The organism is Pseudomonas sp. PDM18 (assembly GCF_014852585.1).
Lineage (GTDB): Bacteria > Pseudomonadota > Gammaproteobacteria > Pseudomonadales > Pseudomonadaceae > Pseudomonas.
Genome location: NZ_JACVBX010000009.1, coordinates 24,642 through 46,180 on the forward strand (window position 1 = coordinate 24,642; position 21,539 = coordinate 46,180).

A 21,539-nucleotide genomic window follows, 5' to 3' on the forward strand; every position below is an offset into this window, starting at 1 on the left:
GTATGACCGGAGAGAAGGCCCCTGTAGGAGCGAGCTTGCTCGCTCCTACGAAGAGCAAAGAGCTATACGCGCTCGACAACCAGCGCCACGCCCTGCCCTACACCCACGCACATGGTGCACAGGCCGAGCTTGCCGCCGGACTTCTGCAGCTGGTGTACCGCCGTCAGCACCAGGCGCGCGCCGCTGGCACCCAGCGGGTGGCCAAGGGCAATCGCGCCGCCGTTGGGGTTCACCCGTACGTCATCATCGGCGATGCCAAGATCACGGGTCACCGCCAGGCCCTGCGCGGCAAAGGCTTCGTTCAGTTCAATGACGTCGAACTGGTCCACCGACAGGTTCAGGCGCTCCAGCAGCTTGCGCACCGCCGGCACCGGGCCGATGCCCATTACGCGCGGAGCGACGCCGGCACTGGCCATGCCGAGCACTTTCGCCCGCGGCGTCAGGCCGTGTTTCTTCACGGCTTCAGCGCTGGCGAGGATCAGCGCCACGGCGCCGTCGTTCACGCCGGAAGCGTTGCCGGCGGTGACGGTCTTGCCTTCGCCGTTGACCGGCTTGAGCTTGGCCAGCGCTTCCAGGGTGGTGTCCGGGCGCGGGTGTTCGTCGGTGTCGACGACGGTCTCGCCCTTGCGACCCTTGATCACCACCGGGACGATTTCCTCGGCGAAGTAGCCGTTGGCCTGGGCGACGCCGGCACGCTGCTGGCTGCGCAGGGAAAAGGCGTCCTGGTCAGCGCGGTTGACGTTGTAGTCGTCGGCCACGTTGTCCGCGGTCTGCGGCATGGCGTCCACGCCGTACTGCGCCTTCATCAGCGGATTGATGAAACGCCAGCCGATGGTGGTGTCTTCGATTTTCTGCCCGCGGCCGAAGGCGCTGTCGGCCTTGCCCATCACGTAAGGCGCGCGGGACATCGACTCGACGCCACCGGCGATGACCAATTCGGCCTCGCCGCTGGCGATGGTGCGGAAGCCGGTGCCCACCGCGTCCAGGCCCGAGGCGCAGAGACGGTTGAGGGTCACGCCCGGCACGCTTTCCGGCAGGCCCGCCAGCAGCAGCGCCATGCGCGCCACGTTGCGGTTGTCCTCGCCGGCCTGGTTGGCACAGCCGAGGTAGACCTCGTCCAGCGCGGCCCAGTCGACTTGCGGATTACGTTCCACCAGCGCCTTCACCGGCACGGCGGCGAGGTCGTCGGCGCGTACGCCGGAGAGCGAGCCGCCGAAGCGGCCGATGGGCGTACGCACGGCGTCGCAGATGAAGACCTCGCGGCTCATTCTTCACCTCCCAGCTGGCCGTGGGCGGCGGCGGTGCGGGCTTCGAGGGCGCGCAGGGCTTCCAGCTCGACGTCGGTCGGCGCGACGGTCTCGGTCACCTGTTCGGCGAAGCGGATCGCCCAGCCGGTGTTCTCGACCACCTGCTCGCGGGTCACACCTGGGTGCAGGGTGGTGACGATGAATTCGTTGCTGCCGGCTTCCGGCTCCATGATGCACAGGTCGGTGATGATCGCCACCGGGCCCTTGCCGGGCAGGCCGAGCTGCTGGCGGTGATCACCGCCCTCGCCGAAGCCGACCGAGGTAATGAAGGCCAGCTTGTCGACGAAGGTGCGGTGGGACTGCTTGAGGATGATCAGAACTTCCTTGGCGGAACCTGCGATCTCCGGCGCGCCACCGGCGCCGGGCAGGCGCACCTTCGGCTTGTTGTAGTCGCCGATGACGGTGGTGTTGATGTTGCCGAAGCGGTCGACCTGGGCCGCGCCGAGGAAGCCGACATCGATGCGACCGCCCTGCAGCCAGTAGCGGAAGATCTCGCCGGTGGGCACCACGGTGTCGGCGGTTTCGGCCAGCTCGCCGTCACCGATGGACAGCGGCAGCACGCTGGGCTTGGCGCCGATGGGGCCGGATTCGTAGATCAGGACCACGTCCGGCGATGCCGTCAGGCGCGCGAGATTGGCGGCCTTGGACGGCAGGCCGATGCCGACGAAGCAGACGGCGCCGTTCTTCAGGCGGCGGGCGGCGGCCACGGTCATCATTTCATTGGTGCTGTAGGCGCTCATTACTTGGCCTCCGCGAGTTTGGTACGGAACTCAGCAAAATCCTTGGTGCCGCGGATGTAGGTATCGATCCAGGCGTTGAAGGTGTCGCGGTCGCGGGCGATCGGGTCCCAGGCCTGGTAGAAGCGGTTGTCGCGCTCGGAGTAGCCGTGGGCGTAGGACGGATGCGAGCCGCCGGGCACCAGGCAGACGGCGGACAGCGCCCAGGTCGGCAGTACGCAGGAGTTCATCGGTGCGTTCAGGTCGTCGACGATTTCTTCCACGGTGACGATGCAGCGCTTGGCAGCCAGGGCGGCTTCCTTCTGCACGCCGAGGATGCCCCACAGCAGCACGTTGCCTTTGCGGTCGGCCTTCTGCGCGTGGATCACGGTGACGTCCGGACGCACTGAAGGCACGGCGGCCAGTTGCTCGCCGGTGAACGGGCAATTGATGAACTTGATGTTCGGGTTGACCTTCGGCAGGTCGGAGCCGGCGTAGGCGCGCAGCACGGCGAACGGCAGGCCCGAGGCGCCAGCGACATAGGAGTTGGCGAGGTCGGCGTGGCTGTGCTCGTCGATCTCAAGCGGGCGCGGCCAGCCCTTCTCCACCGCGTCACGCAGGCGATGCAGCGAACCGACACCGGGGTTGCCGCCCCAGGAGAAAGTCAGCTTGCGCACGCAGCCGGCACCGATCAGCAGGTCGTAGACCAGGTCGGGGGTCATGCGCACCAGGTGCAGGTCTTTCTTGCCCTGGCGGATCAGCTCGTGGGAGGCGGCGGTCGGGATCAGGTGGGTGAAGCCTTCGAGCGCGACAGTATCGCCGTCGTTGACGAAGCGCTCGACCGCTTCGCGGAGAGTCAGGAGTTCAGCCATGGTCGGTCTCGTTGTGTAGGGGTGCCGATGGGAAAACAGTACCGTCGGGGGGATGGACGAACAATGCGATAATCGACTATTGGTGCGAATATCGAACACTTCTCTTAGGGGGCTAACGGCTGGTTCTTGCGGCGTGGAAAGTCGTTCGGGCGGGCGGGGACCTTGTCCGCGATCGCGAGCATGGCTCGCTCCTACAGGGGGGCACAGCGTTGACCTGTAGGAGCTGGCCATGCCTGCGACAGCCCAACTGCGGAGCTACAGAGCGCTCTGCGCAGGATGGGTGGAGCGGAGCGATACCCATGCTGCCGGCGCACGGATTGATGGGTATCGCTGCGCGCCATGCCATCCTACGGCGGGGTTACCGGAAAGGCCGGAGCACTGGCGGGAGTCAGGCTTCCTGCAAGGCGCGGGGACGGTTGCTGCGGTCTTCGGCGTCGGCGGAAACCGCCTGCTGCAGCTGGAAGTCGAATTCGATCTCGGCGAAGCGCCCTTCCACACCGCGCGCCTTGGCAGCCGCCGCGTCCTCGACGAAACGCACCTCGCCGATCAGCCCGTCACGGGTCGCGTAGGCGAAGTCGTCCCACAGGTACTGGTCGCCCGCGAGGTTGATCTGCGTGGTCAGGTGGCGATGCCCCGGCGCGGAGATGAAGAAGTGGATGTGCGCCGGGCGCTGGCCGTGGCGGCCAAGCTGATCGAGCAGCTCCTGGGTCGGGCCGTCCGGCGGGCAGCCGTAGCCGCTGGGTACGATGCTGCGGGCTTTGTAGCGACCTTCCGCATCGGTGACGATGCGCCGGCGCAGGTTGAACTCGGACTGGGTGCTGTCGAAGTACGAGTAGGTGCCCTGGGTGTTGGCGTGCCAGAGGTCGACCACGGCGCCGGCCAGCGGCTTGCCCTGCGGGTCGAACACGCGGCCGGAAAGGAACATCACGGTCCCCGCGTCCTTGCCGTCGTCCATCCGCGCTTCGCCTTCAGACAGCGGCGCGCCGGCCACATACAGCGGGCCTTCGATGGTGCGCGGGGTACCGCCGCTGAGGCCGGCAGCTTCATCCTGGGCGTCCAGCAGCAGGTCGAGGTAGTGCTCGACGCCGAGGCCGGCGACGACCAGGCCGGCTTCCTGGCGGGAGCCAAGACGGTTGAGGTAGTCCACCGCTTTCCAGAATTCGTCGGGGGTGACGTTCATGTCTTCGATGAGTTTCGCGGTGTCCTGCAGGATGCGCAGGACGAGGTTCTTCACGCGCGGGTTGCCCTGGTCATTCAGGGCGCCGCTGGCCTCTTCGAAGAACTTCTGGATGTCGGCAGTCTGGGAAATCTTCACGGTCATGATGCGATCCTCAAGTCTTGTTCTTGTTGAGTCGTTCGGACAGAAATCAGCGGTCGTCGGTATGGATCGAGGACGGATGGCGGCAGAGCCCGTCGACCTCGATGTCCATGTACGGGAACAGCGGCAGCTGCATCAGGGTGTCGTGCAGTTCCTCGACGCTGGCGAGGTCGAACACGCTGTAGTTGGCGTAGTGCCCGGCGATGCGCCACAGGTGGCGCCACTTGCCCTCGCGCTGCAGGCGCTGGGCCAGCTCCTTCTCGTCGGCCTTGAGCTGGGCGGCCTTGGCCGGGTCCATGTCGACGGGCAATTTCACGGTCATCTTCACGTGGAACAGCATCGGGTCTTCTCCTCTATCGGGCAGTCGGAAAGGGTTGCAAATCAGTGGCGGCGGAAGCGCGCCAGGCGCTCCTCGTCGAGGGTCAGGCCCAGGCCGGGCGTGCGCGGCACGTGCAGCTGGAAGTCGCGGTAGAGCGGCGCCTCGGTGACGATTTCCTCGGTGAGCAGCAGCGGGCCGAACAGCTCGGTGGCCCAGGTCAGCTTCTCCAGGGTGATGAAGGCGTGGGCCGAGGCCAGGGTGCCGACCGCGCCTTCGAGCATGGTCCCGCCGTACAACGCGATGCCGGCGGCTTCAGCGATCTGCGCAGTGCGCAGCACAGCGCGCGGGCCGCCGTTCTTGGCGATCTTCAGGGCGAAGATGCTGGCGGCGCCGTCGGCGGCGAGGCTGAAGGCATCAGCCACGCTTTCGATGGATTCGTCGGCCATGATCGGCGCCGGGCTGCGCTGGTTCAGGCGCACCTGGCCGCTGCGGTTGATCCGCGCGATGGGCTGCTCGATCAGGTCGATGCCGTTCTCGCCGAGCACCTGGCAGCCGCGAATGGCCTGGGATTCGTCCCAACCCTGGTTGACGTCCACGCGCACGCTGGCGCGCTCGCCCAGGGCCTTCTTGATCGCCACCACATGCTTGAGGTCCTGCTCCAGCGGGTTGGCGCCGATCTTCAGCTTGAAGATGCGGTGGCGGCGGATGTCGAGCATCTGCTCGGCTTCGGTGATGTCGCGGGCGGTGTCGCCGGAGGCCAGGGTCCAGGCCACTTCGAGACTGTCGCGCACCCGACCACCAAGCAGCTCGCTGACCGGCAGGCCGAGGCGCTTGCCCTGGGCGTCCAGCAGCGCGCTCTCGATACCCGAGCGGGCAAAGGTGTTGCCCTTGATCGACTTGTCCAGGCGCTGCATGCAGGCGTTGATGTTGCTGGCGTCCTGGCCCTTGAGCAGCGGCGCGAAGTGCGCGTCGATGTTGGCCTTGATGCTTTCCGGGCTCTCGTTGCCATAGGCCAGGCCGCCGATGGTGGTGGCTTCGCCGATGCCCTCGACGCCGTCGGAGCAGCGCAGGCGGATGATCACCAGCGTCTGCTGCTGCATGGTGTGCATGGCCAGCTTGTGCGGGCGGATGGTCGGCAGGTCGACGATGATCGACTCGATGCGTTCGATGACGGGGCTACTCATGGACGGCGTTCCGGTCTTGGATTTGTGGATGGGCCGGGCCGCATTGCGGCGATACCCGACAGGTCTTTTCACGATTGACGAAGGATTGCGCCGGGGCCTGCAGGCAGTCCAATATCGTTGCCATCTTGTTGCATACCCTGGAGGTATCATGGAACTGCGACACCTGCGCTACTTCCGCGAGGTGGCCGGCACCCTCAACTTCACCCGCGCCGCCGAGCGCCTGCACATCGCCCAGCCGCCACTGAGCCGGCAGATCCAGCAGCTCGAGGAACTGCTTGGCGTGGCGCTGCTGGAGCGTGGCCGGCCGCTGCGCCTGACCGACGCCGGACGCTACTTCCACGAGCAGACCAGCACCCTGCTGGCGCAGCTGGAAAGCATCTGCGAGAGCACCCGGCGCATCGGCCACGGCGAGCGCCAGTGGTTCGGCATCGGCTTCGCGCCCTCGACGCTGTACGACGGCTTGCCCGGGCTGATCCGCGAGCTGCGCGGCGACGCCGGGCTGGAGCTCGGGCTGCAGGAAATGACCACAGTGCAGCAGGTCGAGGCGCTGAAGAGCGGGCGCATCGACATCGGCTTCGGGCGCATCCGCATCGACGATCCGGCCATCGTCCAGCAGGTATTGCGCGAGGAGCCGATGGTCGCCGTACTGCCGGCGGGGCATCGCCTGCTCGGCCCGCCGCTGAGCCTTGCGCAGCTGGCCGGCGAGGACTTTGTGCTCTACCCCGCCAACCCGCGCCCCAGCTACGCCGACCATGTGCTGGCGCTGTTCGCCACTCACGGCCTGAGCGTGCGCGTCACGCAATGGACCAACGAGCTGCAGACCGCCATCGGCCTGGTCGCCGCCGGCCTCGGCGTAGCGTTGGTTCCGGCGTCGGTGCAACAGCAGCACCGCGCCGACATCGGCTACGCGACGCTGACCGACGCCGAGGCGGTCTCGCCGATCATCCTCAGCCAGCGCCGCGGCGACGTCAGTGCGCCGCTGCAACGCTGCCTGCAGCTGATCGGCGCAAACCTGCCCTGAGCGCATCATGGCGGCGACTCAGCCGAGGTCGCCGCCACCCACCGGCAGGGTCACGCCTGTGATGTAGCTGGCTTCGTCGGAGGCGAGGAAGAGAATCGCGCCGACCTGCTCGTCGATGCTGCCGTAGCGCTTCATCAGGCTGCTGCCCACGGTCTGGTCGACGATCTGCTGGTACCAGGCTTTCTCCTCCTCGCTCTGCTGCGCCGCGTTACGCGGGATGCGCCGCGGCGGCGCTTCGGTGCCGCCGGGCGCGGTGGCGTTGACCCGCACGCCGCGCTCGGCGGTCTCGAAGGCCAGGCAGGCGGTCAGCGCGTTCACCCCGCCCTTTGCCGCACCGTAGGGAACGCGGTTAACGCCACGGGTGGCGATGGACGAGACGTTGACAATGGCCCCCGTGCCCTGCTCCAGCATCGGCACCAGCGCCACGCGGCAGCACCACAGGGTGGGGAACAGCGAGCGGCGTACCTCGGCTTCGATCTCGTCTTCGGCGTAGTGCTCGAAGGGCTTCGCCCAGATGGTGCCGCCGACGTTGTTGACCAGGATGTCGAGGCGGCCGAAGCGCTTTACTGCCTCGTCGACCACGTTCTGGCAATCGGCGAAGCGTTCCAGGTCGGCGGTCAGGGTGAGCACTTCGTCGCGCTGGCCGAGGGCGTCCTGCAGTTCGTGGACGATCTCCGAGCGGTCCACGGCGATGACCCTGGCGCCCTCTTCCACCAGCCGCTCGGCGACGCGCCGGCCGATGCCCTGGGCGGCTCCGGTGACGAGGGCGATCTTGTCTTTGAATCGGTTCATGGTGACCTCTTTTGGCATCTTCGTTTGGCCCACCGCCCTCTCCCTAACCCTGGCTGCGCGCCCCGCTCCGAAGGGAGAGGGGGCTGGATCGGCGCAGGATGAATGCAAAGGTGTCAGCCGGCACTGACGGCTCCCTCTCCCTTTAGGGAGAGGGCTGGGGAGAGGGTCCCACCAGCAGCTCCAATCAATCAGGCCGCGCTCGCCGCAAACTTCTCGTAGTAGAAATTCGCCGGGGTGATGCCCTGTAAACGGATGTACTGGCTGACCGCCTCAACCATCGGCGGCGGGCCGCACAGGTAGATATCCACCTCACCGTCGTTCAGGTGCGCCGGCTCGATGTGCTGGGTCACATAGCCCTTGCGCGGGTAGCTGCTCTCGGGGCTGGCCACGCAGGCGCTCCAGGTGAAGTTGGGGATGCGCGCGGCGAAGGCTTCCAGGCGGTCCATCTCCACCAGGTCGAAGTCGTGGGTGACGCCGTAGATCAGGTGCAGCGGATGCTCGCTGCCGCGCTCGGCGATCTGCTCGAGCATCGCGGTGAAGGGCGCAAGGCCCGTGCCGCCGGCCAGCAGCAACAACGGCCGTTTGATCTCGCGCAGGTAGAAGCTGCCCAGCGGGCCGGCCAGGAACAGCGCGTCACCGGCCTTGGCCAGGCCGGTGAGGAAGCTGCTCATCAGGCCGCCCGGTACGTTGCGGATCAGGAAGCTGACCTCGCCGTCCTTCTGCAGCGAGCTGAAGGAGTAGGCGCGGCTCTGTTCGCTGCCCGGCACCTGCAGGTTGACGTACTGCCCCGGCAGGAAGGCCAGCCTGCTCAGCGACTCGCCCTTGATCGATAGCGCGATGGTGCTTTCGGAGAGCTGGCGCACCGCGCTGATGCTGGCCTCGAAACTGGCCTGGGCGGTCTTGCAGACTTGCGAGGAGGCCGGCACGCGCACCACGCAATCGCTCTGCGCGCGCATCTGGCAGGTGAGCACGTAGCCCTGCTCGGCTTCGTCCTCGGTGAGCGCGTCCTCGATGTATTCCTGGCCCAGGTCATAGCGGCCGGCTTCGGCGAAGCACTTGCAGGTGCCGCAGGCGCCGTCGCGGCAATCCAGCGGAATGTTGATGCCCTGGCGGTAGGCCGCATCGGCCACGGTCTCGCTGGGGCTGGCGTCGATGAAACGGGTAACGCCGTCTTCGAAGTTGAGCGCGATCTTGTTCATGTTATTCGCCTCAAAAACGCGGTTTGAAGCGTCGCGAGCGCAGGCCGGGCAAGGCGGAGGACGGTTCGGAAGCGCAGTTCACTCCAGTGAATGAGCATTACGGACCGTTCTCCAACGCAGCACGGGCAAGCGCAGCAGCTTCACGCCGTGTTTTTCAGATGTGGTAGATGTCGATGACTTGCCTGACGTAGTCGTTCTTCAGCACGACCTTCTTCGCCTTTACCAGCGGCTGCTCGCCATGCACATCGAGCGTGTAGAAGCTGGTGCCGAAGTAGCTGTCGACGGTCTTGTAGCGGAAGCTCAGGGTGTGCCAGTTGAAGCGCACCTGGCACTGCCCGTTGGCCTCGCCGAGCACCTCGATGTTGCTCAGGTTGTGCGAGGTGCGCGTGTCCGGCAGGGTCGCGCTGGAGCGCTCGGTCTTGATGCGGAACACGCGGTCTTCCAGACCGCCACGGCTGCCGTACCAGATCAGCGAGATTTCCCGCTGTGGGTCTTCGGTGAGCTGGTCGCGGTCGTCCCATGAGGGCATCCAGAAGGTGGCGTCAGCGGCGTACAGCTCCAGCCACGCATCCCAGTCCTTGTCATCGAGGTAGCGCGCTTCGCGGTAGAGGAAGTCGCGAACGGTCTCGTAGCGGCTCATCACACGCCCTCCTCTGTCACGGCAATGCGCTTGGCCTGCTCGGCGGCCAGCGCATCGATCATGGTCCGCTGCCAGTACTGGTGCTGCAGCACGAACAGACCTTCGTCCTCGGTGCGCACGCCGGACAGAGCCGGCGCCAGGTCGATCTCCCGCGCCGCGTCGTCGGCGCCTTCAACCCAGTGCTTCGCCCCGCGCGACATATCGTTCCAACCGCCAGCGCTGCCCTGGTAGGCCTGCTGGCAGGAGCGGAATTCCTCCAGGTCGTCCGGCGTGGCCATGCCGCTGACGTTGAAGAAGTCTTCGTACTGGCGGATGCGCTGGGCACGCGCCTCGCTGCTCTCGCCCTTGGGCGCGATGCAGTAGATGGTGATCTCGGTGCGGTTGACGTCGATGGGCCGGGCGATGCGGATCTGCGAGCTGAACTGGTCCATCAGGTAGACGTTGGGGTACAGGCAGAGGTTGCGCGAGTTCTCGATCATCCAGTCGGCGCGGGCGCGGCCATGGTCGCGGGCCAGTTCGTCGCGGCGCTCGAAGGCCGGGCGCGCTTCGGGGTTGGCCCAGCGGGTCCAAAGCAGCAGGTGGCCATGGTCGAAGGAATAGAACCCCCCGCCCTGCTTGGCCCAGCCACCGGCGCTCATGGTCTTCACTTCTTCGCCGGCTTCGCGCTGCTGGCGCTGGTTCTGGGTGGCGGCGTAGTTCCAGTGCACGGAGCTTACGTGGTAGCCATCGGCGCCATTCTCGGCAGTGAGTTTCCAGTTGCCTTCGTAGATGTAGCTGGAGGACCCGCGCAGTACCTCCAGGCCCTCGGGAGACTGGTCAACGATCATGTCGATGATCTTCGCCGACTCGCCCAGGTGCTCCACCAGCGGCTTGACGTCGGCCTTGAGACTACCGAAGAGGAAGCCGCGATAGGACTCGAAGCGCGCCACTCTGGTCAGGTCATGGGAGCCTTCGCAGTTGAAGCCTTCCGGGTAGCCGGCCGCCGCAGGGTCCTTCACCTTGAGCAGCTTGCCGGAGTTGTTGAAGGTCCAGCCGTGGAACGGGCAGGTGTAGCTTGCGCGGTTGCCGGACTTGTGCCGACAGAGCATGGCGCCCTTGTGGCTGCAGGCGTTGAGGAAGGCGTTGAGCACGCCGTCCTTGCTGCGCGCGATGAAGATCGACTGGCGGCCGATCATGGCGGTCAGGAAGTCGTTCTTCTCGGGGATCTGGCTTTCATGGGCGAGGTAGACCCAGTTGCCTTCGAAGATGTGTTTCATCTCCAGGTCGAACAGGCGCGGGTCGGTGAACATCTCCCGCCGGCAGCGATAGACGCCTTTGGCAGGGTCTTCCTCAAGCAGCGAACGCAAGTAGTCGATACCCAGGGACATGGCCGGGGCCTCCGTTGTTTTTGTTCAGGCAGGCTCAGGTTAGGGCTGGGTTCGGCGGGGCAATATCCGCTTTGTGCAGAGTGCTATCCGTTTTCTGCAGGTTTGCCGTGAAGCCGCAATGACGGCCCGCGCGAGCAGGCCGCCGGGGATTCAGAGGTGGAAGATGACGCCGTATTCAGCGGCCACTTCAACGGTCTTCGGCACGTCCACGGGGCCAGGCACAAGCTCGCGATCCAGGGCGCGGAACATCTCGATGGCCTGGCTCTGGGCGCCGGTGATTTCGAGCATCTCGCCACCGCCGGGGCCGAAGCTGAAGCCATGCAAGGTGCCGGCGGGAATATGAATCAACGTGCCGGCCAGGCAGGCGGCCGTGCGCTCGGCGACCGTGAAGACGACCGCGCCGTGGAGCACATAGAAGGACTCGTCCCAGTCATGGGTATGCGGCGGCGGCCCGGCGCCCTCCTCGCCTGCCTGGAAGGTGATCCGCTGCGCCGCCGAGTCGGTGTCGGCCACCAGCACGTTGATGCGGATGCCGACAACATTGAGGGCCGGGCTGCGCTCTCCCGGCGAGAGGATGAACGGGGTGGGATTCATGGACGCGACCTCCCTGGGGTTGCGCACGCATTGGTACGTGTATCCCAAGTACAGCCCCATCCGCGCAAGCGAAGCGGGGAATCGGAGGAACGGCAAGGTGGCATCGCTACTTCCGGCCACTTCGCAAACCGTCTGAAACGCCGGCCTGCCGGCGGATCACCGGCATGGTCCGCTCCTTCAGGGGGCGGAGATCAGCTGCGGCGCTTGAGTGTCTCCGATGGCAGCTCGCCGAACTGCTGGCGGTAGCCTTCGGCAAAGCGCCCGAGGTGCAGGAAGCCATAGTCCAGCGCCAGCTCGGTGACGTTGCGCACCGGGCAGGCCGGATCGCTCAGGCAAGCGCGGATGCGCTCCAGCTTGAGGCGGCGGATGTACTGGCGCGGCGTGGCACCGGCGTGCCGCTCGAACAACGCGTAGAGCGAACGCAGGCTCATGGAGGCCTGGCGCGCCAGGGCTTCGACGTCGATGTCCTCGCGCAGGTGGCCTTCGATGTAAGCCTCGATGCGTTCGAAGGAAGCGCTCGCACCGGCGATGGGTTCGCGGCTGACGTTGGTCTTGAGCAGGGTCAGCAGCTTGCTGGCAACTATCTGCTGGTAGTGCTCGTCGACCCGCGCCAGCCGCTCGCCGGCTTCGGATTCCTGGCAGACCATCGACAGCAGGTTGACGAAGCCTTCCAGTTCGCCCAACTGGTAACGGTTCTCGGTGAAGCGCACACCGGCGCGCGGATGGCTCCAGCGCTGCTCGGCGCAGATGGCTTCGAGCAGGGTCACCGGAATCTTCAGGATGAATTTCTCGCAGTCGTCCGAGTAGGTCAGGTCGACCGGGTCGTCCGGGTTGATCAGCAGCAGTTCGCCCGGCGCCAGGTAGTGTTCCTGGCGCTGGCCACGCCACAGGCAATGGCCGCTGAGCAGTATCTGCAAGTGGAAGATGCTCTCCAGTGCAGGCGAGGTAACGCGCACCGCACCGCCGTAGCTGATGCGGCACAGGTCGAGGCTGGCGAAGCGGCGGTGGTTGAGGCTGGCCTGGGGATGACCGTGGGCTGGCAAACACAGGTCGTGGGTGCCCACATGCTGGTTGACGTAGCCGGATACCGCGTAAGGGTCGGCACGTTCGAACACGCGGCTGCGCTCGCTCAGCAGGCTTTGCATACAGGCACTCACTCTTGTGGTTGGCCGCGCTCTTCGTCGCGGCTCGTGCGCCCAGTCTATGCCGTGGCCCGGAATGCGGGCATCGGCCGGGATGGACGGTCGTGCGGGCAATCCAGATGCAAGGCAGGCCCGCGAATCCGCTTCACCCTAGGGACCGGCAGCCACTGGCGCAATTCGACCTGGGGCGCAGTGTTCGCCAATCGCACGCTTTCGGCGCCTGCTCATTGCCAGCAGGTGGTGCCGGTTCCCGTGCCAGTGTTGCTGCGAGTGCCGGCCTGGTCGAGGCTCAGGCTCAGGCACTGGGCATCCTTGGCCTGAGTTCCCTTGCCAGTGGCAGTCAGGGTGTAGGTGGTGGCCGTGACGTTGGAAATGGCCAGGCTGTAGTACTGCAGTGCGCTGACGTTGCTGGTCATGTTCAGCGCGGCGGCGGTGCTGGCGTAGGCGTTGTTCTGCGAGTAGTAGCGCTCCTGCCGGGCAGCCGCCTCGCTGAGCAGCGCCTGGGCCTCGACCCGATGGCTGCGCAGCACGTAGCGCTGGTAGCTGGGGAAGGCGATACCGGCGAGGATCGCCACGATCACCACCGCGATCATCAGTTCGATCAGGGTGAAGCCACTCTCGCGCCGCGTTTGCTTCATGCGTTATTCCTGTCAGTTGGCTGGCTGGATCTGCCAGGTGCGCCGGCCGCTGACCGCGCCGGTGTTGGTGTGGATGGCATCCGGCAGCAGGCTGCCGCCGCCCTCGGCGCCGGTGTAGGTGTAGCCACCGGAAACGGTGATATCGCCACCGCCGGTTATGAACGCCGAGAGCGCATCGAAGGTGCCATCGTTGGTCAGGTCGAAGACGTTGTACGGCGTCAGCCCGCCGCGCTCGGGATCGATCGCGTAGCGGGTTCCGGAGAGCCCGGCGGCGCAGGTGCCGGTTTGTGGCGTGGAACTGCTGAAGATGAGGCTGGAGCCATAGAGCGTCATGTCATAGATCTGCCGCTCGCCGGCCACCGGAAAATCGAAGTACCAGCCCCACTTGTTGACGTTGCCGTCAGCGGTGTTGCCGGAGGTGTCGTACCAGGCCACCTCGTTGTTGCTCAGGGTGTAGATCGAAGTGCCGCTTAAAGTGCCTGCCGTGAGCGTCTGCGCCTGCAGGTTGCTGCGCGTGCGCGCCGACGTCAGCGAGGAGGTGGTGGCTTCGCCGGCGACCTTGCGGTCCCAGATGCCGTAGACGCTCTGCGGCGCGGTGGAGGTCTTGTCGGCAGTGAGCAGGTAGCGGCCGGTGCCAAAGGCAACGATGTAGCCGATGCCGCCAGGATGGTCGACCAGGGACGGCGCGCTGGTGATCGGCTGGCGCGTACCGCTGGCGTTGCGCGCGACGTACAGCGGGCTGCCGCCGAAGGACACGGCGTAGCGCGCCTCCGAGGCGGTGCTGTTGAGCGGGTCGCCCACGCTGGTGTCGATCAGGTCGAAACGCCAGAGGTTGCCCAGCAGGTCGCCGCCGTAGGCGTAGTCGGCGATGCCGTCACTGTTGGCATCCGCCACGAATAGTCGCGACAGGCCGTTGTTGAGGGCGTCCAGCGAAGCGGTTTCGGCCGCGGTCAGGCTCGGGATAGCGGTGATCTTCTTCAGCAGCGCGCCGGTCTGGATGTCGATGATCAGCAGTGAGGCGGTACTGCTGCCGGTGTCGTAGCCGTTGGGCACCAGGGCTACCCACTTGCCGCTGTGCAGGCGCGCAATGGAAGGCCGCGCCGCCGTGTAGCCGAGGCTGCTGTCGTTGTCGCCGGTGAACTCCCAGAGCAGTCTGGGTGCGGTGGGGTCGGTGACATCGAGGGCAAATACCTCGCGGCCGCCGGCGCCGAGACTGCCCAGCAGGACCTTGTGCCAGGCCGAGCCGTAGTAGACGTCGGACACCACCGGCGTGCCGTCGACGAAATAACGGTGCTCGGTGCCTTGCTGCTTGCCGTAGTCCGGCGCGGTAAGGGCGTTGAGGTTGGGGATCACCGCGCTGGGGATGAAGGCGAAGATCTCGGCGCCGGTGGTCGCGTTGAAGGCGTGCAGCATGCCGTCGTTGGCGCCGACGTAAACCACCGAGGGCTTCGCCGCCAGCGCGGTGGCGAACGCCGCATAGGTGGCGCTGCCCTCCAGGGCGTCGGCGCGCGAAGCCAAGTAGTCGGAGCCACTGACCAGCACGGGCGCCGAATTGATCATGTCGCCGAGCAATGTGGTTCGGGTGCGGAAGGTGTTGTTCTCACCGCGCAGAAAACCGACCCGTGCCTGCCCTTGGCTGTCCACCACGCCGGCAACGGTGCGGTTGAGTTGGGTCTGCTGGGCGGCAGTCAGGTTGCTCCAGTTGAATGGAGTGAGTGCGCCGCTCTTGGCGAACAGGATGTTGCGCGCACTGGGCGTGCCCAGTTGCGCCGATGCCCGCCACAGGGTGGTGGTGGTCGTGGTGATCGCCCCGGTGCTGCTGGTGGTCATGCTTCGCTGCTTCTTCAGCAGGTCGCCGGTCCAGTCGCCAGTGACGAAGCTGGTGCCGTAGGTGTAGCTGCCACTGTCCAGCGACTGCGAGTCCACCGCCACGGCGGCGACCGAGGTATTGAGTTGGAGTATGTCGTCGAATGCCGACTTGAGCTGGGAGGCCAGTTTGCCGGGGTTGCTGACCAGGAAGTAGTTGTCCGGCACGCCGTCGCCGTCGCGATCCCAGTTGATGAGGTCGGTCTTGCCGTACTTGGCGGCGTACCACAGGGGGTCCTGCAGGTTGGTCACCGCGGTGGTGGCCGAGGGCGTGAAATTGCGCGTGTGGTAGGCCAGGCGGTTGCCGCTGAGCGCCCCGCTGCTGCCGCTCAGGCCGGGCAGCAGAGCGCAGCTGATGCCGGTCGCCGCGCAATCGCCGGGAAACTTGCCGTCGGGGGTGTCGAGCCTGTTACGTACCGAGCCGTTGCCGCCGCCGGTGACCTCCAGGTACACGCCGTCCTTGGTGGTGCCGGCCATGGTGTAGCCCATGTGCGACTCGTCACCGGCCACCGAGTATTCGGTCTGGCTGGTCACGTCCACGGAGCCATCGCTCCTGGCCGTCACGGTATATAGCACGATGGCGTCCATGTCGTAGTCGCGGCCCTGGGCGGAGTCGTCGTAGACCACGCGGAAAGTGATGGAGGTGAGGTTGCCGGCGCCGTCGCGAGTCAGGGTGTCGATGTAGAAGCCGGTGATCTGGCTGACCACGCCCTGGCTGACGTTCATGCTGAACGGCACCAGGCGCAGCATGCCCTTGCTGGTCTTGATACGGATGTTGGGCAGGGTCGAGGACTGGGCGATGGAGAAGCTCTGCACCTTGTTCGAGCCCGCGGTGGTCAGCGCGTTCTGGCTGCCGAAGAAGGACACAGCCGAGGTCGCGTAGCTGCCCTGGCGCGTGGGCTCCTCGGCCAGTCCGCGAATGGTGGCGAAGCTGCTGGCAGTCTTGGCGGTGGGTGCCGAGTCATTGGTGCCGCCGGACTGGCCGACGTTCACCGAGGCGCTGCCGCCCACTTCGCGGCTCCACAGGGTGGCGCCGACGCTGGCGAAGTTGAAGCTGATGTCGTTGGTCGGCTGGCTGTCGGTGCCCAGGGAGCTGCCCGGCACATCCGAGTCGTAGCTCGGGTTGACGTCGCTCATCAGCGTCATGAACGGCCGGGTGCAGGACGGATAGGTGCTGTAGGGGTTGGCCCAGCTGGTCAGGCTGGAAAGGCCCACGTTGGTGTCGGCCGTGCCGGCCGCGTAAGCCGCGGTCGGCGCCTTGCCGGCGTAGTAGCGCAGGGTCTCGTAGGCCATCTCGCCCAGCGGGTTGCCCCAGTCGACGCACTTGCCGTTGGTCAGCGGATTGAGGTTGTAGCCGCTGGAGTCGGTGCAGCCGGCGGAGAACACCAGCCGGTCGAGGTTGGCGACAATGCCGCTGTTGTTTACGTAGCAGCGACCGTTGAGGCAGCCGGTGCCGGTGGTGGAGTCGGTCAGAAAGCGCCCGGTGGAGCTGTTGTACTCGTTGCTGAAGGACGCCGCCGCCTTGCGCACTACGCCGCCGCGCAGGTTGTTGGCGTAGGTGCCGGTGACCAGGCCGAAGTACATCTTGTCCGAGGCGCCATAGTCGTGCAGCACGCCCGTGGGCTTGTAGAGGCTGCCGTACTGCGCGCAGTTGCTTTCCCGCAGGCCGGCTACGCAGACCTGCACCCGGACGTTGAGATCGTAGGCGGGGACGATGGTGGCGTCGCTGTTGGTGGTGCTGGTGAGGGTATTGGTGCCCTGGGCCGACTCCCGCGAGACCCAGCCCCAGATGCGGTAGGTGCCCAGTGTCTGCTGGGTGCTGGTGATGACGCGCAAGCGGGGCACTGCTGCGCTGTTGTAGGCGCCCAGTGTGCCGCTGCCGATCGAGGTGTTGGCGAAGAGCACGTACTTGCCGTTGGTGGGAACCGGGATCGGGGTGTAGTCGGAGAGGCTGTAGCCGTCGCGGGCGACGCTCAGATACTCCTTGCCCCAACTGTGCGCGTCGTTAGGGATGAAAGCCCGCTCGAGTACCGTGGAAAGGGTGCTGTCGGTGGAGCGATAGCCACCGTAGAGCACCTTGCGCAGCACGTCCTGGCGCGACATGGTCAGGTAGTTGAGGTAATCGCCGCTCCAACGTCCCACGGCGCTGGTGCACTTCTTGGTGCTCGTGGTGCTGGAGGGCGCGAAGGTGCCGCTGAGCACGTCGTAGACGTAGCACTTGTAGGAATCGAAGTAGCCGGTGTAGTCGATGCCGGGCTTGTAGTAGGTGTCCAGCTGGCCGTCACCGTCGATGTCGGAAGCGTCGTTGTAGGCCGGGAAGTACAACTTCTGGTCACGTCCGACGACCAGCATGTTCATCGGTGGGGCGATGTTGCTGACGAACAGCGGCGTCTGCGCCAGGGACGCCCCCCACGCCGGCGCGCCCGCCAGGCACACCAGCAGCAGGAACAGCGTCGTGCGCAGCATGCTCATTGAGCAAGCCATGGCGTCGGCATCCTTCGAGCACAACGATTCACGGGATCACCAGCCCGAAGGTCGAACGCAGGCACAGCGCATCGGCCCCGCAAGCCTTGCTCGTGGCGGTGCCCTTGTAGGCCTGCGAGTTGACCTCGTAGTAGTAGGTGCACCCCACCTGCCCTTTCGACAGGTAGGAGTTGGCGCTGCCACCCGCGCCACCCTTGCAGTTGTTCGAGATGTAGCGCAGGTACCAGCGCGCACTGCGCAGCAGGCTGGTGCCGCCGTCCATGCCGGAGTAGAGATTGGACTTGCTGAAGTCGGTGCTGTAGCTGATCGCCGCCGCGGTGAAGCAAGGTGAGGTGCCCGCCGTGCAGTTGTCCAACGCGCGGGGGCTCTTGCGCAGGCGCCCTTCCCCTTCGCGCAGCGCGGATTCGGCCGCACTCATCAGCCGCTGCTGCTCCAGGCGATTGCCGGTCATCCGCCCTTCCAGCTGCATGCCGCGCATGCCACCGACGGCGGCGAGGGTGATCAGCAACAGCATCACCAGTGCGACGAATAAAACCGCGCCGCGCTGCCGGCGGGAAGACAGTCGGGTCATGGCATCAGGTTCCTCAACATGCTGGTCCCGCTGACGATGCGCCGCACGGGCCCATCGCCATCGGTGCAAGCCTTGCTGCCGTACAGGTCCTGCCAGCGCTGACAGGTGGTGGCAGCCAACCTGCTGCTCACCGAGCCGCTGCTGGCCAGCAGTAGCGCGTAACGCAGGCTGCGCACTGTTTGGCCAGTGGCCGGCGTGGCGACGTACTGCGTCACCTGGCGATTGAATTCGTCGCTCTCGCTGTCCACTCCGAAATCGAAGCGCAGCGCCACCACGTTCTCCACCAGGGCGCTGCCGTTACAGGTCAGTTGACCGTTGCCCAGGGTGAATTTCTCGACCACGTTGTTGCTCGGGCTGTAGTTGCTGTAGGGCTTGTTCACCCCGGCGCGGCTGGCCAGTGAAGCACCGGTGCAATCGACATCGGTAGTGTCGCGCGGCTGGTAGCGCAGGCAGACGGTATTGGCATCTACCCGCACCAGTGCCTGACCGGCTGCGAAGACGCAGCCGTTGCTGGTCTGCGCGGGAAACGCGGCGGTCATCCGCGAGGACGGCAGGCGCCGGTAACCGGCTTTCGACAGGCGTGCGTCGAGCATCTGCTGGGCGTAGCGCGCGTTGTCCTGGTTCTGCGCCTGGCCATCGAAGTAGCGCGAACGGTCCTGTCCATCGAGGAACATCTGGGTAATGCCCAGGATCAGGAACAGGCTCAGGCCCATGGCGATCATCAGCTCGATGAGCGTCACCCCAGCCTGCGCACGCACACCCGGCCCGCGCATCCTAGGGTTCCTCCCGCAGTACGTAACGGCAGATGGTGTTATCGCCGGTGGCGTTGGCGTCCAGGCACTCACCGGCCTTCACCCGCCAGGCCAGCTGGATCTCGATGGCCGACCCGCTGTTGCTGCACGTGCTGCTGCCATTGGTGCGGCAGACATGGAACTCGCCAGCCAGGTCCGAAGCACCCGGCAGCGCCTGGTTCACCCGCTGCGCCCAGCAGGCCAGGCGCTGGCTGGCGGTCAATTTCGCCAGTGACGCGCAACTGCCGGGAGCGATGGGAAATGACGCGCTGGCGGCCTTGTAGTAGCCCCAGCTCGACGGTGGCACCACCTGTGCCGCGCTGCCGTCCTGGGTGGAATAGATATCGGTGCGCATCATCTCCATCAGTTCGTCCGCCAGTTCCGCCGCACTACTACGCAGGATGGTGTCCTGGGCGTAGGCGATGGTTCGCCCCTGCATCGCCAGCATGCCGAGCACGCCGAAGCAGGTGACCAGCAGAGCCACCATCACCTCCACCAGACTGAAACCGGCCACGCTGTGTCTCGCCATGCTCCGTCTCATTGGCCGGTCGCACTCTGCAGGCTGATGTAACCCGAAGCAGCCACCTTGATGCTGAACGCCTTGTTGGTGCCATCGCTGGATATGCCCAGATCAGCCGCTGCGGCGCTGCCATCGGGCTTGAACGAGAGGTTGTTGACACTGCTACTGATACTGAGGCTGCTCGGCAGGTCCAGGCGCTGGCCCACCGAGGTGGCGGTGATGGAGCCACAGGTGCTCGCGCGCACCACCACCCACTGCAGGTTTCCACTGCTGGGGCAAAGCGTGAGGGTCTGGCGGGAATTCACGGCGTCGGCGCGGGACGCCTGGAGCAGCCGGTAAAGCGTCGAGGCGCCACTCTGCACCCGGCTGGATTCGATCAGGTAGCGGAAGCCTGGCAGGGCCACGCCGGCGAAGATCGCCAGCAATGCGACCGCCACCATCAGCTCCACCAGGGAGAAGCCTTCCTGGCGTCCGGGGCCGCGCCGCACTATCGGGCGGAAAATCGAGCATCCCACTGCATGAAGAACCATGGACTTTTCCAACGATGGTCAGGTGGCTGGCTCAAACAGGAGCCCCCTTGCGGGTGCCAAGACAAAGATTGGCTACTGGTCCGACAGCAATTTCTTCAGGGAGTTGAATCCGATTAAGCGAAACAGGGAATTTTTTCGACCGTTCACTCCTACTGGGCGACCGTTCATCCTCCTGGCGGCAGGGCAGCCGACATCGCGTCGAGCCCGACGGGCGCCTTGGGCGCCGGCGAACAGGAAGGCCGCGACCTTGCATCGCGGCCCTGTCAGAAGCGCCTGTCAGGTGGCGTCAGCGTGGCTCACCAGCCCCTTGATCAGCACCGCCGCGGTGGCGATGGCGGCAGGCACCATCAGCGCGGTCAGCACCTGCTCGAAGTTCCAGCCCAGGCCCAGCAGTGTCGCGCCTATCCAGGCACCGAGGATGGCACCAAAGCGGCCGATGCCAAGCATCCAGGACACCCCGGTGGCGCGCCCCTGGGTGGGGTAGAAGCGCGCCGCCAGCGACGGCATGGCTGACTGCGCGCCGTTCACGCACATGCCAGCAGCCAGCACCAGGGTCGCCAGCAGCGTGACGGTACCCAGGCTCTGTCCGACGAAGTAGGCGAACACGCCGGCCAGGCAGTAGAAGATGCCGATGACCTTGTGCGGGTTGAAGCGGTCCATGGCCCAACCCACCGCCACCGAACTGAGCACCCCGCCAAGCTGGAACAGCGCGCCGATGAAGGCGGCCTGCTCCATGCTCGCGCCGGCGTCGCGCATCAGCGTCGGCAACCAGCTGGTGAGCAGGTAGACGATCACCAGACCCATGAAATAGGTCAGCCACAGCAGCAGGGTTCCTGCGCTGTAGGTACCGGAGAAGATCACCTTGAACACGTTGCGGCTCTGCACCGTTTTCTGCTCGGGCACGCTGAAGTCACGGGCCGCGACCACCTCGGCCGGAGCTATGGGCGCCAGCACGCGCTTGACCTTGTCCGCCCCGCGATTACGCACCACCAGGAAGCGCGCCGACTCCGGCAGCCACACCAGCAACACCACCGCCAGCAGCAGCGGAAGCACGCCGCCGAGCAGCAGCAGGCTGTGCCAGCCGTAGGCCGGGATCAGCTTGGCGGAGACGAAGCCGCCCGACGCCATACCCAGGTTGAAGCCGCAGAACATGCTGGTCACCAGCAGCGACTTGAGGCGCTCGGGGGTGTACTCCGAGAGCAGCGTGGTGGCGTTGGGCATCGCCGCGCCCAAACCAATGCCGGTCAGCAGACGCAGCGCCATCAATTGCTCGAGGTTGCTGCTGTAGGCCGAGATCAGGCTGAACAGGCCGAAGAGGAACACCGCCACCACCAGCACGCCCTTGCGCCCGAAGCGGTCGGCCAGCGGGCCGGAGCCCAGGGCGCCGAACACCATGCCGATCAGCGCGGCGCTCATCACCGGGCCGAGGCTGGCGCGATCGATGCCCCAGTCCTGGGTCAGCGCCGGGGCGATAAAGCCCATTGCAGCGGTATCCAGCCCGTCGAGGAAGACGATGAGGAAGCACAGCAGCACGATACGGCACTGGTACAGCGACAGCGGCTGGGCGTTGATGAACGACTGGACGTCAAGAGTGCCGGCAGCGGGCACGTGGGCGGAACTGGTCATGCGAAGACTTCCTGCGAAGGCGTCGTCGCGGGAAGGCCGGCT

At 66.0% G+C, this 21,539-nt stretch carries 20 protein-coding genes; 1 reads left to right on the plus strand and 19 read right to left on the minus strand.

The features are described from left to right. Window positions 1-62 precede the first annotated feature (62 nt). The 6 genes from pcaF to IB274_RS18480 all read right to left on the minus strand — a co-directional run bounded on the left by pcaF (window position 63) and on the right by IB274_RS18480 (window position 5,716). Entirely contained in the window at window positions 63-1,268 is a 1,206-nt protein-coding gene (gene pcaF, locus IB274_RS18455; protein WP_192433506.1) for a 3-oxoadipyl-CoA thiolase, read from the minus strand. Continuing rightward, on the minus strand, window positions 1,265-2,047 hold the full coding sequence (locus tag IB274_RS18460) for a CoA-transferase subunit beta (protein ID WP_138216258.1): 783 nt from the start codon (window positions 2,045-2,047) through the stop codon (window positions 1,265-1,267). Before IB274_RS18460 ends, pcaF begins: the two co-directional genes overlap by 4 nt. Beyond that, a complete protein-coding gene (locus tag IB274_RS18465) occupies window positions 2,047-2,895 on the minus strand; it encodes a CoA transferase subunit A (RefSeq protein WP_192433508.1) in 849 nt (282 codons plus the stop codon). Before IB274_RS18465 ends, IB274_RS18460 begins: the two co-directional genes overlap by 1 nt. A 388-nt stretch (window positions 2,896-3,283) precedes the next feature. Next, window positions 3,284-4,216, minus strand: coding sequence for a catechol 1,2-dioxygenase (gene catA, locus IB274_RS18470; RefSeq protein ID WP_192433510.1), 933 nt, complete (start codon window positions 4,214-4,216; stop codon window positions 3,284-3,286). A gap of 46 nt (window positions 4,217-4,262) precedes the next feature. After that, on the minus strand, window positions 4,263-4,553 hold the full coding sequence (gene catC, locus IB274_RS18475) for a muconolactone Delta-isomerase (RefSeq protein WP_081516603.1): 291 nt from the start codon (window positions 4,551-4,553) through the stop codon (window positions 4,263-4,265). A gap of 41 nt (window positions 4,554-4,594) precedes the next feature. Further along, window positions 4,595-5,716: a muconate cycloisomerase family protein gene (locus IB274_RS18480; protein ID WP_192433512.1), complete on the minus strand. Its 1,122-nt coding sequence runs from the start codon at window positions 5,714-5,716 to the stop codon at window positions 4,595-4,597. Window positions 5,717-5,864: 148 nt separating this feature from the next. Between IB274_RS18480 and IB274_RS18485 the strand changes: the two genes are divergently transcribed. Then, entirely contained in the window at window positions 5,865-6,737 is an 873-nt protein-coding gene (locus IB274_RS18485) for a LysR family transcriptional regulator (RefSeq protein ID WP_192433514.1), read from the plus strand. Window positions 6,738-6,755: 18 nt separating this feature from the next. On the opposite strand, the gene IB274_RS18490 is transcribed toward IB274_RS18485, so the two are convergent. The 13 genes from IB274_RS18490 to IB274_RS18550 all read right to left on the minus strand — a co-directional run bounded on the left by IB274_RS18490 (window position 6,756) and on the right by IB274_RS18550 (window position 21,497). Next, a complete protein-coding gene (locus IB274_RS18490) occupies window positions 6,756-7,529 on the minus strand; it encodes a 1,6-dihydroxycyclohexa-2,4-diene-1-carboxylate dehydrogenase (protein WP_192433516.1) in 774 nt (257 codons plus the stop codon). A gap of 188 nt (window positions 7,530-7,717) precedes the next feature. Further along, window positions 7,718-8,728, minus strand: coding sequence for a benzoate 1,2-dioxygenase electron transfer component BenC (gene benC, locus IB274_RS18495; RefSeq protein WP_192433518.1), 1,011 nt, complete (start codon window positions 8,726-8,728; stop codon window positions 7,718-7,720). Window positions 8,729-8,882: 154 nt separating this feature from the next. Continuing rightward, a complete protein-coding gene (benB, locus tag IB274_RS18500; RefSeq protein ID WP_225614926.1) occupies window positions 8,883-9,368 on the minus strand; it encodes a benzoate 1,2-dioxygenase small subunit in 486 nt (161 codons plus the stop codon). Next, on the minus strand, window positions 9,368-10,735 hold the full coding sequence (benA, locus tag IB274_RS18505) for a benzoate 1,2-dioxygenase large subunit (RefSeq protein ID WP_192433522.1): 1,368 nt from the start codon (window positions 10,733-10,735) through the stop codon (window positions 9,368-9,370). The genes benB and benA overlap by 1 nt, the downstream gene beginning before the upstream one ends. Before the next feature lie 150 nt (window positions 10,736-10,885). Continuing rightward, window positions 10,886-11,329, minus strand: coding sequence for a cupin domain-containing protein (locus IB274_RS18510; RefSeq protein WP_192433524.1), 444 nt, complete (start codon window positions 11,327-11,329; stop codon window positions 10,886-10,888). A 191-nt stretch (window positions 11,330-11,520) separates the two neighbouring features. Beyond that, window positions 11,521-12,474: an AraC family transcriptional regulator gene (locus IB274_RS18515; protein WP_192433526.1), complete on the minus strand. Its 954-nt coding sequence runs from the start codon at window positions 12,472-12,474 to the stop codon at window positions 11,521-11,523. A gap of 221 nt (window positions 12,475-12,695) precedes the next feature. Beyond that, a complete protein-coding gene (locus tag IB274_RS18520) occupies window positions 12,696-13,109 on the minus strand; it encodes a type IV pilin protein (RefSeq protein ID WP_192433528.1) in 414 nt (137 codons plus the stop codon). A 12-nt stretch (window positions 13,110-13,121) separates the two neighbouring features. Further along, the gene (locus tag IB274_RS18525) at window positions 13,122-17,459 is read right to left on the minus strand and encodes a pilus assembly protein (RefSeq protein ID WP_225614927.1); all 4,338 of its coding nucleotides are present in this window, start codon (window positions 17,457-17,459) and stop codon (window positions 13,122-13,124) included. Between the two features lie 28 nt (window positions 17,460-17,487). Continuing rightward, window positions 17,488-18,030, minus strand: coding sequence for a PilX N-terminal domain-containing pilus assembly protein (locus IB274_RS18530; RefSeq protein ID WP_192433530.1), 543 nt, complete (start codon window positions 18,028-18,030; stop codon window positions 17,488-17,490). Continuing rightward, a complete protein-coding gene (locus IB274_RS18535) occupies window positions 18,027-18,803 on the minus strand; it encodes a PilW family protein (RefSeq protein ID WP_192433532.1) in 777 nt (258 codons plus the stop codon). The genes IB274_RS18530 and IB274_RS18535 overlap by 4 nt, the downstream gene beginning before the upstream one ends. A gap of 1 nt (window position 18,804) precedes the next feature. Continuing rightward, window positions 18,805-19,350: a type IV pilus modification protein PilV gene (gene pilV / locus IB274_RS18540; protein WP_192433534.1), complete on the minus strand. Its 546-nt coding sequence runs from the start codon at window positions 19,348-19,350 to the stop codon at window positions 18,805-18,807. A gap of 8 nt (window positions 19,351-19,358) precedes the next feature. After that, window positions 19,359-19,871 (minus strand): GspH/FimT family pseudopilin, encoded by a 513-nt coding sequence (locus IB274_RS18545; RefSeq protein ID WP_192433535.1) that lies wholly within the window; start codon window positions 19,869-19,871, stop codon window positions 19,359-19,361. A 276-nt stretch (window positions 19,872-20,147) separates the two neighbouring features. Then, the gene (locus IB274_RS18550; RefSeq protein WP_192433537.1) at window positions 20,148-21,497 is read right to left on the minus strand and encodes an MFS transporter; all 1,350 of its coding nucleotides are present in this window, start codon (window positions 21,495-21,497) and stop codon (window positions 20,148-20,150) included. Between the last annotated feature and the right edge of the window lie 42 nt (window positions 21,498-21,539).